General features: G+C 70.4%; 11 protein-coding genes. 7 read left to right on the plus strand and 4 right to left on the minus strand.

Annotation, left to right across the window (positions count from 1 at the left end; all coding sequences use genetic code 11):
* Positions 1-54 precede the first annotated feature (54 nt).
* Positions 55-3843 carry a methionine synthase gene (gene metH / locus KAG51_RS04475; protein WP_290581037.1) on the plus strand — a complete coding sequence of 1263 codons (3789 nt, stop codon included), beginning with the start codon at positions 55-57 and terminating at the stop codon, positions 3841-3843.
* Between the two features lie 19 nt (positions 3844-3862).
* Complete coding sequence (locus tag KAG51_RS04480) at positions 3863-4714, plus strand: PAC2 family protein (protein ID WP_290581039.1); 852 nt, start codon at positions 3863-3865, stop codon at positions 4712-4714.
* Positions 4715-4728: 14 nt separating this feature from the next.
* Here KAG51_RS04480 and mshC read toward each other — a convergent pair whose 3' ends face one another.
* Positions 4729-5952 (minus strand): cysteine--1-D-myo-inosityl 2-amino-2-deoxy-alpha-D-glucopyranoside ligase, encoded by a 1224-nt coding sequence (gene mshC / locus KAG51_RS04485; protein WP_290581041.1) that lies wholly within the window; start codon positions 5950-5952, stop codon positions 4729-4731.
* A gap of 74 nt (positions 5953-6026) precedes the next feature.
* On the opposite strand from mshC, the gene corA reads away from it, so the two are divergent.
* Both corA and KAG51_RS04495 read left to right on the plus strand, forming a co-directional pair.
* Positions 6027-6986, plus strand: coding sequence for a magnesium/cobalt transporter CorA (corA, locus tag KAG51_RS04490; protein WP_290581043.1), 960 nt, complete (start codon positions 6027-6029; stop codon positions 6984-6986).
* 124 nt (positions 6987-7110) lie between these two features.
* Positions 7111-8334, plus strand: a complete 1224-nt coding sequence (locus KAG51_RS04495) for an HNH endonuclease signature motif containing protein (RefSeq protein ID WP_290581045.1) — start codon at positions 7111-7113, stop codon at positions 8332-8334.
* 19 nt (positions 8335-8353) lie between these two features.
* Here the strand turns inward: KAG51_RS04495 and KAG51_RS04500 are convergent, their stop codons facing one another.
* Positions 8354-9196 (minus strand): undecaprenyl-diphosphate phosphatase, encoded by an 843-nt coding sequence (locus KAG51_RS04500; RefSeq protein WP_290581047.1) that lies wholly within the window; start codon positions 9194-9196, stop codon positions 8354-8356.
* 48 nt (positions 9197-9244) lie between these two features.
* On the opposite strand from KAG51_RS04500, the gene KAG51_RS04505 reads away from it, so the two are divergent.
* Entirely contained in the window at positions 9245-10195 is a 951-nt protein-coding gene (locus tag KAG51_RS04505; RefSeq protein ID WP_290581049.1) for an aldo/keto reductase, read from the plus strand.
* Between the two features lie 15 nt (positions 10196-10210).
* Positions 10211-10399: a DUF5703 family protein gene (locus tag KAG51_RS04510; protein ID WP_290581051.1), complete on the plus strand. Its 189-nt coding sequence runs from the start codon at positions 10211-10213 to the stop codon at positions 10397-10399.
* Positions 10400-10412: 13 nt separating this feature from the next.
* On the opposite strand, the gene KAG51_RS04515 is transcribed toward KAG51_RS04510, so the two are convergent.
* Together KAG51_RS04515 and KAG51_RS04520 are read right to left on the minus strand one after the other, a co-directional pair.
* Positions 10413-11720 (minus strand): M20/M25/M40 family metallo-hydrolase, encoded by a 1308-nt coding sequence (locus tag KAG51_RS04515; protein WP_290581053.1) that lies wholly within the window; start codon positions 11718-11720, stop codon positions 10413-10415.
* Positions 11721-11755: 35 nt separating this feature from the next.
* On the minus strand, positions 11756-12151 hold the full coding sequence (locus tag KAG51_RS04520; protein ID WP_290581055.1) for an SRPBCC family protein: 396 nt from the start codon (positions 12149-12151) through the stop codon (positions 11756-11758).
* A gap of 49 nt (positions 12152-12200) precedes the next feature.
* Here KAG51_RS04520 and KAG51_RS04525 point away from each other — a divergent pair, with 49 nt between their 5' ends.
* Positions 12201-13118, plus strand: coding sequence for a MoxR family ATPase (locus KAG51_RS04525; RefSeq protein WP_290581057.1), 918 nt, complete (start codon positions 12201-12203; stop codon positions 13116-13118).
* Positions 13119-13120 lie beyond the last annotated feature (2 nt).

Here is a 13120-nt window from a genome sequence, read left to right on the forward strand (position 1 = left end):
AGCCCGCTGCCGGCTGGAGGTTCCCCAGACCACTCATTGGATCCGAGGAATCGCGTGACCACCACCAGCATCCCCAGCACCGCCGCGCCCACCGCCGAGGAGCGGGCCGAGTGGCGACCCGACGCCACCGAGGCCCTGTCGACCCTGCTCCGGCAGCGGGTCGTCATCATCGACGGCGCGATGGGCACCGCGATCCAGCGCGACCGTCCCGACGAGGCCGGCTACCGCGGTGAGCGCTTCGCCGACTGGCCGAGCGACATCCAGGGCAACAACGACCTCCTGACGATCACCCAGCCACAGATCATCGGCGGCATCCACCGCGAGTACCTGGAGTCCGGTGCGGACATCCTGGAGACCAACACCTTCAACTGCCAGTGGATCTCGTTGGCCGACTACGGCATGGAGGAGCTCGCGTACGAGCTGAACGTGGAGTCGGCACGCCTCGCCCGGGCGGCCTGCGACGAGTTCACCGCGCTGAACCCGGACAAGCCGCGGTTCGTCGCCGGAGCGATCGGCCCGCTCAACCGCACGGGCTCGATCTCCCCCGACGTCAACGACCCGGCGGCCCGCAACATCACCTTCGACGAGATGGTCGACGCCTACGGCGAGCAGATCCGAGGGCTCGCCGCCGGCGGGGTCGACCTCTTCATGGTTGAGACGATCTTCGACACGCTCAACGCCAAGGCCGCGATCTTCGCGCTCGAGACCTTCTTCGAGCAGGTCGATCGCCGCTGGCCCGTCGCGATCTCCGGCACCATCACCGACGCCTCGGGGCGCACGCTCACGGGTCAGGTCACCGAGGCGTTCTGGAACTCGATCCGCCACGTGCGTCCGATCATGGTCGGCCTGAACTGCGCGCTGGGTGGCCAGGAGCTGCGGCCCTACATCGCCGAGCTGTCCCGCATCGCCGACTGCTTCGTGCACGCCTACCCGAACGCCGGGCTGCCGAACTCCTTCGGTGAGTACGACGAGGAGCCCGAGACGACGGCGGCGATCCTGCGCGAGTTCGCCGAGGCCGGCATCGTCAACGCCGCCGGCGGGTGCTGCGGCACGACCCCGGCTCACATCGCCGCGATCTCGGCCGCCCTCGAGGGCGTGCCGACCCGCCAGCCGGCCGAGGTCCCCACCGCGATGCGGCTGTCCGGACTGGAGCCGCTCAACATCACCGAGGACTCGCTGTTCGTCAACGTCGGCGAGCGCACGAACATCACGGGCTCGGCCCGTTTCCGCAACCTCATCCGCGACGGCGACTACCCCACGGCCCTGTCGGTCGCGCGCCAGCAGGTCGAGAACGGCGCGCAGGTCATCGACATCAACATGGACGAGGGCATGATCGACGGCGTCGAGGCGATGCGTCGCTTCACGCGGCTCGTCAGCAGCGAGCCCGACATCTGCCAGGTCCCGATCATGGTCGACTCCTCGAAGTGGGAGGTCATCGAGGAGGGCCTCAAGAACGTCCAGGGCAAGTGCATCGTGAACTCGATCTCGCTGAAGGCCGGCGAGGAGGAGTTCGTCCACCAGGCCCGTCTGTGCCGCAAGTACGGCGCGGCCGTCGTCGTCATGGCCTTCGACGAGCAGGGCCAGGCCGACGACCTCGAGCGTCGCAAGGAGATCTGCGGGCGCGCCTACCGGATCCTGACCGACGAGGTCGGCTTCCCGGCCGAGGACATCATCTTCGACCCGAACATCTTCGCGGTCGCCACCGGCATCGAGGAGCACGCCACCTACGGCATCGACTTCATCGAGGGCACGCGGTGGATCAAGGAGAACCTGCCGCACGTCAAGGTCTCCGGCGGCGTCTCGAACGTCTCGTTCTCGTTCCGCGGCAACAACGCGGTGCGTGAGGCGATCCACGCGGTGTTCCTGTACCACGCGACCCGCGCCGGCATGGACATGGGAATCGTCAACGCGGGCGCCCTCGTGGTCTACGACGAGGTCGACGAGAAGCTCCGCGAGCGCATCGAGGACGTCGTGCTCAACCGGCGCCCCGATGCCGCCGACCGCCTGCTCGAGGTCGCCGGCGAGTACGCGGGCTCCGGCGAGAAGGCCGAGGTCGCCGCGGCCGAGTGGCGCTCGTTGCCGGTCGGCGAGCGCATCACCCACGCGCTCGTGAAGGGCATCGACGAGTTCGCCGAGAGCGACACCGAGGAGCTGCGCCTGGAGATCGCGGCGCGCGGTGGCCGCCCGCTGGAGGTCATCGAGGGACCGCTGATGGACGGCATGAACGTCGTCGGCGACCTGTTCGGCGCCGGCAAGATGTTCCTGCCGCAGGTCGTCAAGTCGGCACGGGTCATGAAGAAGGCCGTCGCCCACCTGATCCCGTTCATCGAGGCCGAGAAGAACCCCGAGGACGCCGGCCGCAGCAACGGCAAGGTCGTCATGGCCACGGTCAAGGGCGACGTCCACGACATCGGCAAGAACATCGTCGGCGTCGTGCTGCAGTGCAACAACTACGACGTGATCGACCTCGGTGTCATGGTCCCGGCGCAGAAGATCCTCGACGCGGCCAAGGAGCACGACGCCGACGTCATCGGCCTGTCGGGGCTCATCACGCCGTCCCTGGACGAGATGGTCAACTTCGCGGCCGAGATGGAGCGCCAGGGCTTCGACATCCCGCTGCTGGTCGGTGGGGCCACGACCTCGCGGGCGCACACCGCGGTCAAGGTCGACCAGAAGTACCACGGCCCGGTCGTCTGGGTGAAGGACGCCTCACGCTCGGTCCCGGTCGTCGCGGCGCTGCTCTCCGACGACCAGCGCCCGAGCCTGCTCTCGGACCTGCAGACCGACTACGACTCCCTGCGCGAGCGCCACGCGGCCCGGTCCGACGCCAAGCCACTGCTCTCGATCGAGGCGGCGCGGGCCAACGCGACCGACATCGACTGGGCGGACTACACCCCGCCGGTGCCGCCCGAGCTCGACGCCGACGGGGCGTTCGTGCGCACGTTCACGGACTACCCGCTGGCCGAGCTGCGCCCGTACATCGACTGGCAGCCGTTCTTCAACGCCTGGGAGATGAAGGGGCGCTTCCCCGACATCCTCAACAACCCCTCGACCGGCGAGACCGCGCGCAAGCTGTACGACGACGCGCAGCAGATGCTCGACCAGCTGATCGAGGAGGAGTGGCTCCACGCAAACGGCGTGATCGGCCTGTTCCCGGCCAACCAGGTCGGCAGCGACGACATCGAGGTCTACGCCGACCACCACCGCGACGAGGTGCGCACGACGCTGCACCACCTGCGCCAGCAGAGCGAGCACCGCGCCGGCGTGGCCCACAAGTGCCTGGCCGACTTCGTGGCGCCCAAGGACTCCGGCCTGCAGGACTACGTCGGTGGCTTCGCGGTCACCACGGGGCTCGGCAGCTCCGAGAAGGTCACCGAGTTCAAGGCGGCGCTGGACGACTACAACGCGATCCTGCTGGAGTCGCTCGCCGACCGGCTCGCGGAGGCCTTCGCCGAGCGCCTGCACGAGCGGGTCCGCACCGAGTTCTGGGGCTACCAGCCGCAGGAGTCGCTCGACAACGACGCCCTGATCGCCGAGAAGTACGTCGGCATCCGTCCGGCTCCGGGCTACCCGGCCTGCCCCGACCACACCGAGAAGCAGATCCTGTGGGACCTGCTCGACGTCAAGGCGCAGACCGGTATCGAGCTGACCGACTCGATGGCGATGTGGCCTGGCGCCTCGGTCAGCGGCTGGTACTTCTCGCACCCGAAGTCGCAGTACACCGTCGTGGGCCGCATCGGCCGTGACCAGGTCACCGAGTACGCGGCCCGCAAGGGCTGGAGCGTCGACGAGGCCGAGCGCTGGCTCTCCCCCAATCTTGGCTACCGCTCCGACAACGAGTGAACCGTCCTAGGCTGTTCACGTGACGTTCGACGACATCCCCCCGCTGCGCGACCCGTGGCTGCTCGCGGCCTTCGAAGGCTGGAGCGATGCCGCGGACGCCGCGTCGGGCACCGTGGCCCACCTGGTGGAGGAGTGGGACGCGGAGGTGCTCGGCGAGCTCGATCCCGAGGAGTACTACGACTTCCAGGTGAACCGGCCGCTGCTGCGCCGCGACGAGGAGGGCCGCCCGGCGCTGGTGTGGCCCACGCCCACGCTCTTCGTGGCCCGTCCGCCGGGCGCCGACCGCGACGTGCTCCTGCTGCGCGCCCACGAGCCGAACTTCCGCTGGCGCGGGTTCTGCAGCACGGTGCTGGGCATCGCGTCGCTCGCGGGCGTCACGGACGTCATCACGCTTGGAGCGCTCCTGGCCGACACCCCGCACACGCGCCCGGTGCCCGTGAGCGGGTCGAGCAACGGCATCTCGGCGCGCGTCGCGCCCGGGGTCGAGGTCTCGCACTACAGCGGCCCCGTGGGCATCACGACGGCCCTGGTCGAGGAGGCCACGAATCTCGGCATGTCGGCCCTGTCGCTGTGGGCCGCCGTGCCGCACTACCTGGCCGAGCCGCCGTGCCCCAAGGCCACGCTCGCGCTGCTAGGTGCGGTGGAGGACGCCCTCTCGATCCCGTTGCCCCAGGGAGTTCTCGACGAGCTCAGCGAGGCCTGGCAGCGCGGCGCCGAGGAAGTCATGGAGGACGACGAGGACATCGCCGACTACGTCCGGGCCCTGGAGTCCGAGCGTGACACGAGCGATCTCCCGGAGGCCTCGGGCGACGCGATCGCCCGCGAGTTCGAGCGATACCTGCGCCGGCGCGGCAGCACCGACGACCGGTAGCCGACGACCGGAAGCTACAGAGCGACGCCGAGCAGGGCGTCGACCGCGGTGCGCAGCTGGGTCGTGGCCGCGGTGTCGTCGCCGCTCGCGGCGGCCCAGGCATCGACCGCCGCCAGGGCGGCCGGCGCGTCCAGATCGTCCGCCAGCGCTGCGCGCATCGCGGCGACGACCGGACCGGCGGGGGCGGCGGTGGGCCGATCCACGGCCCGTCGCCACGCGGCGAGGCGCGCCTCCGCGGCGGTGATCTCCTCGTCGAACCACTCCCAGTCGCTGCGGTAGTGGTGCGACAGCAGCGCGAGGCGGATCGCCATGGGGTCGTGGCCGGCGGCCCGCAGACCCGACACGAGCACCAGGTTGCCCTTCGACTTGCTCATCTTCTCGCCCTCGAAGCCGACCATGCCGGCGTGCACGTAGGACCGGGCGAAGCGCTCACCGGTCGCGACGCTGGCCTCGGAGGCCGACATCTCGTGGTGCGGGAAGACCAGGTCCGATCCCCCGCCCTGGACGTCGAAGTCGGTGCCGAGGTGCGCCAGCGCGATCGCCGCGCACTCGATGTGCCAGCCGGGGCGGCCGCGACCGAGACGGGAGTCCCAGGCCGGCTCACCGGGACGCTCGGCCTGCCAGAGCAGGCAGTCGAGCGGATCACGCTTGCCCGGACGCTCGGGGTCGCCGCCGCGCTCGGCGAAGATCCGCGCCATCGCCGCGGCGTCCCAGCCGGACACCGAGCCGAAGCCCGGATCCGCGTGCACCTCGAAGTACAGGTCGTCGTCGACGGCGTAGACCGCGCCGGCCTTCTTCAGACGCTCGACGAGGTCGACCACCAGGTCGATCGACTCGACCGCGCCGATGTAGTGCTCCGGGGGGAGGATCCGCAGCGCCGCCATGTCCTCGCGGAACAGCTGCGTCTCGCGCTCGGCGAGCTCGACCCAGTCGATACCGGTCGCCGTGGCGCGCTCGAGCAGCGGGTCGTCGACATCGGTGACGTTCTGCGTGTACGACACGCCCCGGCCTTGGTCGAGCCACGCGCGCTGGAGCAGGTCGAACGTCAGGTAGGTCGCGGCATGGCCGAGGTGGGTGGCGTCGTAGGGCGTGATGCCGCAGACGTAGAGGCGGGCATCGCCCTCGCCGTCGAGCGTCCGGGCCTCGCCGGCCGCGGTGTCGTGCACGACCGGAACAGGGCCGGTTCCGAGTCCCCCGTCGGCCAGGGACGGCACGGGGGGACCTGACCAGCTGCGCATGCGCCGAGACTATCGGCCGCCCACGAGCGGCGGTGCGACGGCCGTCCGGGCGCCGTCGCTGGCACCATGGCTGCGTGATCATCGACTGCGCGGTGTACCGCGACGGCTCCCGGGAGGACACGGGACCCACGACCGAGGAGCTCACGGCCGCGCTGGCGGGGCTCGGCGACGACGACTTCCTGTGGATCGGGTGCAACAACCCGACCACGGACGAGATGCAGCGGGTCGGCGGTGTGCTCGGTCTGCACCCGCTCGCGATCGAGGACGCGCTCGAGCGGCACCAGCGTCCCAAGATCGAGCGGTACCGCGACCACCTGATCATGTCGATGCGGATGGTCTCGTACAGCGACGACGACATCGAGACCCACGAGGTCAACCTGTTCCTCGGCGAGAAGTACCTGCTGACGGTCCGGCACGGCGGTCCCTCGCTCGTCGAGGGTCGCCGGCGCGCCGAGAAGCGCAACGAAGCCCTCGCACACGGGCCGACCGCGGCCCTGTACGCGGTCGTCGACACGATCGTCGACCGCTACGAGCAGATCGCCCGCGAGCTCGAGACCGATGTCGAGGAGGTCGAGACGTCGGTCTTCTCCGACCAGCTCACGAGCGACTCCACGCGCATCTACCGGCTCAAGCGCGAGGCCCTGGAGTTCCGGCGCGCCGTCGTGCCGCTCAAGGAGCCGGTCGTCCGGTTCTCCGAGACCGCGCAGCCGGCCGAGGCCAGACCGTACTTTCGCGACATCGCCGACCATCTCAGTCGGGCAGCCGAGGCCATCGACACGATCGACCACCTGCTCGACAACGCGCTGACGGCCCATCTGGCGCAGCTGAGCGTCCAGCAGAACTCCGACATGCGCAAGCTTGCCGCGGGCGCCACGATCTTCGCCATCCCGACCGCGATCGCCGGGATCTACGGCATGAACTTCCAGTACATGCCTGAGCTGTCGTGGCGAGCCGGCTACCCGATCTGTCTCGCCGTGATGGGTGGGCTGTGCGCGTACATCTACCGCCGGTTCAAGAAGTCGGGCTGGCTGTGAGGCAGGGCGCTGAGCGCCCGCGCTGACGCACTCAGACGGCTGCATTTCCAGGGTTTTCCACAGATTTTCCCAGCATGGCCCCTGCCGCCGGGACCGTGTCAGTGGGGGTCGTTTGACTGGTTCCATGTTCGAGGACCTGGCACCTGAAGAGGTGCTCGCCGCGGTGGCGAGTGCCGACTTCGGCGTGCACGAGACGATCGACCTGATGGGCGGCAAGCACATCGACGCGATCGCGGCCCTGGAACGACTTCTGCGCGTGACACAGGCCCGCATCGTCGAGCAGGTCGACGCCCTCCACGCGCTTCGCAGCTCCACTGGGCCTTCGCTCGAGGGTGACCCGTCGCTCACCGTCGCCGCCGAGACCGCACTCGCGCGCGGCATGTCGCCGACGGCCGGTCGCACGATGCTGGCGACAGCCGTGCACCTGCGGAGCATGCCGGCGCTCCGCGCGGCGTTCGGCGGCGGGCGGGTGTCGGAGGGCACCGTGCGTGCTGTCGTGAGGGTCGTGCGCGACCTCGACGTGGACACCGCGACGGCCGTCGACGCCGTGCTCGAGGGCCGGCTCGACGGAGTCAGTCCCCGCCGTGCCGCGGAGCTGGCTCGCACCGCTGTCGTCGAGCACGACGTCCAGGCTGCGGCCCAGCGTGAGAAGACTGCCCGCGCCCAGCAGTACGTCACGTACTGGGACGAGCCCGACGGCGTCGGCACGTTGATCGTGCACGGTCCGGCCGAACAGCTCGTGGGCATCCGGCAGTCGCTACAGGTGCACGCCGACCGACTGCGGGCTCGCGGTGACGAGCGCGACCGCGGCCAGATCATGGTCAACACGCTGTTCGAGCGGGCCACGGGCATCGAGACGCTGGCGGGTCCCGAGATCGAGCTGTCGGTCCTGATGCCCGTCGAGGCGCTCCAGGGCCAGCCCGTCGCGGCCGAGCTCGCCGGCCACGGCCCCATCTCGCCGCAGCTGGGCGCGGAACTCGTCGACGGAGCCCACCAGAGCTGGTACCGCCGACTCTTCACCGACGCGGCGGGCTCCCTGGCCGGGCTCGACCGCACCCGCCGCTGCTTCACCGGCACCCTCGCCTCGTGGGTCCGGACGCGTGACCACCACCGATGTCGACAACCGTCCTGCGACTGCCGGATCCGCGAGATCGACCACATCCGGCCGCACCGCTCGGGTGGACCCACGACCGAGGAGAACGCCCAGGGCCTGTGCCGACTCTCGAACCTCGTCAAGGAGCTCCCGGGGTGGCACGTGGCCCGCGATCCGAATGGCTCGATCCGATGGACCACCCCCACCGGCCACACCTACGACGCTCCCCCGCCGCGGCCGCACCGCCGGACGTGAGCAGTCCGGCGCGAGGCACCTACCCGTTGATCGCGATGTCGGCCGTGATGACGCCCGTGCCGAGCAAGATCAGCACGACCGAGCCCAGCACGATGCGGTACGCCACGAACGGGGCGTACGAGCGCGTGCTGACGTACCGCAGCAACCAGTGGATCACCGCGATGCCAACGGCGAAGGCCACGACCGTGCCCAGGATCGTCGGACCGACACCGTAGGCGTTGTCGCCGCCCGGGATGTCCTTGAGCTTGTAGATGCCGGCGCCGACGACCGCCGGGATCGCGAGCAGGAATGCGTACCGCGTGGCCGCCGCGCGCTCGTAGCCCAGGAACAGGCCCATGCTGATCGTGGCGCCGGACCGGGACACGCCCGGGACGACCGCCGCCGCCTGGGCGAGTCCGAACAGGACCGCATGGCCCCAGGTCAGGTCGTCGATGGGCTTGGCGTTGCGGCCGACCCGCTCCGCGACGCCCAGCACGATGCCCAGCACGATCAGCGTCGTGCCGATGACCCAGAGGTTGCGGAACTCGCTGTCGATGAGGTTCTCCAGGGCCAGCCCGATCAGCACGATCGGCACCGACCCGATGATGACGAACCAGCCCATGTTCCACTCGGGCTCCTGACGTGCCGCACGCGAGAACACCCCGCGGACCCAGCCGGACCCGATGGTCCAGATGTCGCGCCAGAAGTAGAGGACGACGGCGATCTCCGTACCGATCTGGACCACGGCCGTGTAGGCCGCGCCCGGGTCGGACCAGCCGAAGAACTTCGGGAAGATCGCGAGATGGGCACTGCTCGAGATGGGCAGGAACTCGGTGAGCCCTTGGAGCAGACCGAGAACGACAGACCGCAGGACGTCATCCACGCGGTGAGCCTACCGGCCACCTGACCGGGCCCTGACTAACCTGTGCGCATGCAGCGGCGTCGGGTTGGTCACTCCGGCCTCCGGGTCTCCCGGCTCGCGCTGGGCACCATGACCTGGGGCACCCAGGTTGACCGGTACACCGCCGGCGAGCTGCTCGACGCCTTTCTCGACGCCGGCGGCACCCTCATCGACACCGCGCCGGTGCACGGTGACGGTCACGCCGAGCAGCTGCTCGGCGCCGTCCTGGCCGAACGCGGAGTCCGTGACCGCGTGCAGATCGCCGGCAAGTGCGGCCTCGGACCCGGTGTCGACGGCGCCGTCGCCGACACCTCACGCGGCGCCGTGCTCGACCAGCTCGACCGCACGCTCCGCGAGCTCCAGACCGATCACCTCGACCTGTGGCAGGTGCACCGCTGGGACGACTCCGTGCCTCTCGACGAGACGCTCGCGGCGCTCGAGCACGCCGTCGACTCCGGTCGGGTGCGGTACGTCGGACTGTCGAACTTCGCGCCGTGGCAGACGGCCTTGGCCCATGAGCGGCTGGCGGGGCGTCCCGCAGGCCTGCGCCTGGTCAGCACCCAGGTGGAGTACTCGCTGCTGCAGCGCGTGCCCGAGAGCGGACTGGTCGACGCCCTGCAGCATCTCGGCATGGGTCTGCTCGCGTGGTCCCCGATCGGACGCGGTGTCCTCACCGGCAAGTACCGCACCGGCACCCCGGCCGACTCCCGCGGAGCCGACGACGGCTTCAGCCGCTGGTTGGCGGAGTACCTCGGTCCAGGCCCCTCGGCCACGGTGGAAGCCGTCGCCCGCGCTGCCGACGGCCTCGGCCTCAGCCCGGCTCAGGTCGCGCTGGCGTGGGTCCGGGACCGGCCCGCCGTCGCGTCGGCCGTCGTCGGCGCCCGCACCCCCGCGCAGCTGAGCGAGCTGCTGGGCACCGAGGAGCTCGCGCTCCCGCCCGAGATCACCCTGGCCCTCGACGATGTGTCGAGCCCCCGGTAGCGAGAAGGAGTCACCATGGTCGAGTACGAGTTCTGGGACCTCACGATCTCGCGCACCACGTCACGCAACGCGGTGTGCCGCATGCTGACCGATGCCGCCGAGTACCAGGGATGGGAGCTCGCCCGCCTCCGGCGCGACCGGTCCGGTCAGCGCACCGTGCGGCTGCGGCGCAAGATCATCCGGATGCGACCGACGCTCGTCTGAGCCGGGCGCCGCGTCAGGCGATGTCGAGGAAGTCGTCGAGGACCTGGCAGCCGAACTCGAGCGCGTCGACCGGCACGCGCTCGTCGACGCCGTGGAACAGGGCCGTGAAGTCGAGGTCGGCCGGCAGCCTGAGCGGAGCGAATCCATAGGACGTGATGCCGTGCCGGTCCCAGGCCTTCGCGTCCGTGCCGCCCGACATCACGAACGGCGCGACGTGGGCGCCCGGGTCGTTCTTGTGGATCGCGACCGTCATGGCATCGACCAGGTCGCCGGCGAAGGGGTACTCCAGCGCGATGTCGCTGATGTGCGGCTCGACGAGGACCTGTGCCCCCACGACCTCCTGGACCGCAGGCAGGAAGGTGTCGGCGTGGCCGGGCAGGTAGCGGCCGTCGACGAACGCGACCGCCTCGCCGGGGATCACGTTGTGCTTGTACCCGGCCGAGAGCATCGTGGGATTGGTCGAGTTGCGGACTCCGGCGCCGAGCATCCGCACGGCCGCCCCGAAGTGGGCCAGGATCTCGTCCGGATCGGTGCTCGTCTCTCCGGTCAGCTCGCGGACCTTGGCGAACAGTGCCTGCATCGACGGCCCCGGCTCGGCCGGCCAGGCGTGCTCGCCCAGCGCCACCAGGGCCCGTGACAGGTGGACGATCGCGTTGTCCGGCGCCTTCATCGACCCGTGACCGGCGGTGCCCGTGGCCGTCAGGCGCATCCACGAGATGCCCTTCTCGCCGGTCTCGATCAGGTAGAGCCGCTGCCCGCCGACCTCGGTGGAGAATCCCCCGACCTCGCCGATGGCCTCGGTGCAGCCCTCCAGGACGTCCGGCCGGTGGGTCGCCAACCACTGCGCGCCCAGCACGCCGCCGGCCTCCTCGTCGGAGGTGAAGATCAGCGTGATGGGGCGGTCGGGCACGCGGCCGGTGCGCTGCCGCTCACGCACGACCGCCAGGACGATGGCGTCGAAGTCCTTCATGTCGACCGCACCCCGCCCGAACAGGTACCCGTCGACGACCTCCGCCGCGAACGGGTCGACCTGCCAGTCGCCCGCCTGCGCGGGCACGACGTCGAGGTGCCCGTGGATCAGCAGACCTGGTCGGGGCGAGTCCTGGTTGCCCCAGCGGGCCACGACGCTGGCGCGGCCGGGGGCCGCCTCGATGATCTCCGAGTCGATCCCCACCTCGGCGAGCAGCGCCGCGACGTGCTCGGCCGCCGCGCGCTCGCCCGGCCCGGAGTCGTCACCGAAGTTCGAGGTGTCGATACCGATGAGGTCGCGACAGATCTCGAGGACCTCGGACTGGGCAGTTGCCGGCTGCGGATCGGTCATGGCCCGATCGTACGCAGGAGTCGGTGGACCCGCGATCAGGCCAGGACGTCGTCGAAAACGCGGGAGAACAGCAGGCGGGACGACCACCGCTCGAGCCCGGAGAAGGCCCGTGGGACGCCGCGGACGTGCAACGTCTCGCGCCACGTGACCCGGCTGCCCCAGGTCGTCGGCTCCACCACGATCTCCGCGTGTCCGGTCACGACGCGGCCCTCCTTGACCAGCCGGCAGTACCGCGGCGGATCGTTCTCGACCACGCGCATGGGGTCGTCGAAACCGAGACGTCCCAGCCCCGTGCGCGCGACGAATCCGTCCGGAGTGCGATGGATCGCGGTCAGGGGCACGGCCCGGGCGTGCCGTGGCCAGTCGGTGATCCGGGCCCACGCCACCTCGGGCGGCAACGGGACCTCGCGCACGATCTCGATACCCTCCACGGCACGATGGTAGGCGGCGGCACCCCGGTCCGCCGATCGAAAGGACGTCATGAGCACCCCACCGTCAGGTCACGACACCCCGGTCACGCCCGCCTTCGCGAGCGTCGACGACGTCATCTCCCGGCTCGCGGACGTCGGGTACCTGGCGTCCGACGGGGTCGCCACGACCGTGTTCCTCGCCGACCAGCTCGGCAAGCCGCTGCTCGTGGAGGGTCCGGCCGGAGTCGGCAAGACCGAGCTGTCGCGCGCCGTCGCCGCCGCCACGGGGGCCGAGCTGGTGCGACTGCAGTGCTACGAGGGGGTCGACGAGGCGCGCGCGCTGTACGAGTGGAACCACGCCAAGCAGCTCCTGCGGATCACGGCCGGCCGTGAGGAGTCGTGGGACGAGGCGCGCTCGGACATCTTCGGCGAGGAGTTCCTGCTCGCTCGGCCCTTGCTCAAGGCCATCCGCAACGATGGCCCCACGGTCCTGCTGATCGACGAGACCGACAAGGCCGACGTCGAGATCGAGGGTCTGCTGCTGGAGGTCCTTGGCGACTTCCAGATCACCGTCCCCGAGCTCGGCACGATCACGGCGACGACCCGTCCGTTCGTGGTGCTGACCTCGAACGCCACGCGGGAGCTGTCGGAGGCCCTGCGACGCCGCTGCCTGTTCCTGCACGTCGACTTCCCCGAGGCCGACCTGGAGCAGCGGATCGTGCGGCTCAAGGTGCCCGAGCTCGACGAGCGGCTGGCGGACTCGCTGATCCGGGTCGTGGCGGCGCTGCGCGACCTCGGCCTGCGCAAGGCGCCGTCGGTGGCCGAGACGATCGACTGGGCCCGCACGCTCGTCGCGCTGGGTGCCAAGACGCTCGATCCGGAGGTCGTGAGCGAGAGCCTCGGCGTGATCCTCAAGCACCAGGACGACATCGCCAAGGCCCGCGCGAAGCTCGACCTGCCCTCGATCCTCGCTCCGTCCGCGAACTGACG

Source organism: Aeromicrobium sp. (assembly GCF_023146395.1).
In the GTDB taxonomy this organism is placed as follows: Bacteria; Actinomycetota; Actinomycetes; order Propionibacteriales; family Nocardioidaceae; genus Aeromicrobium.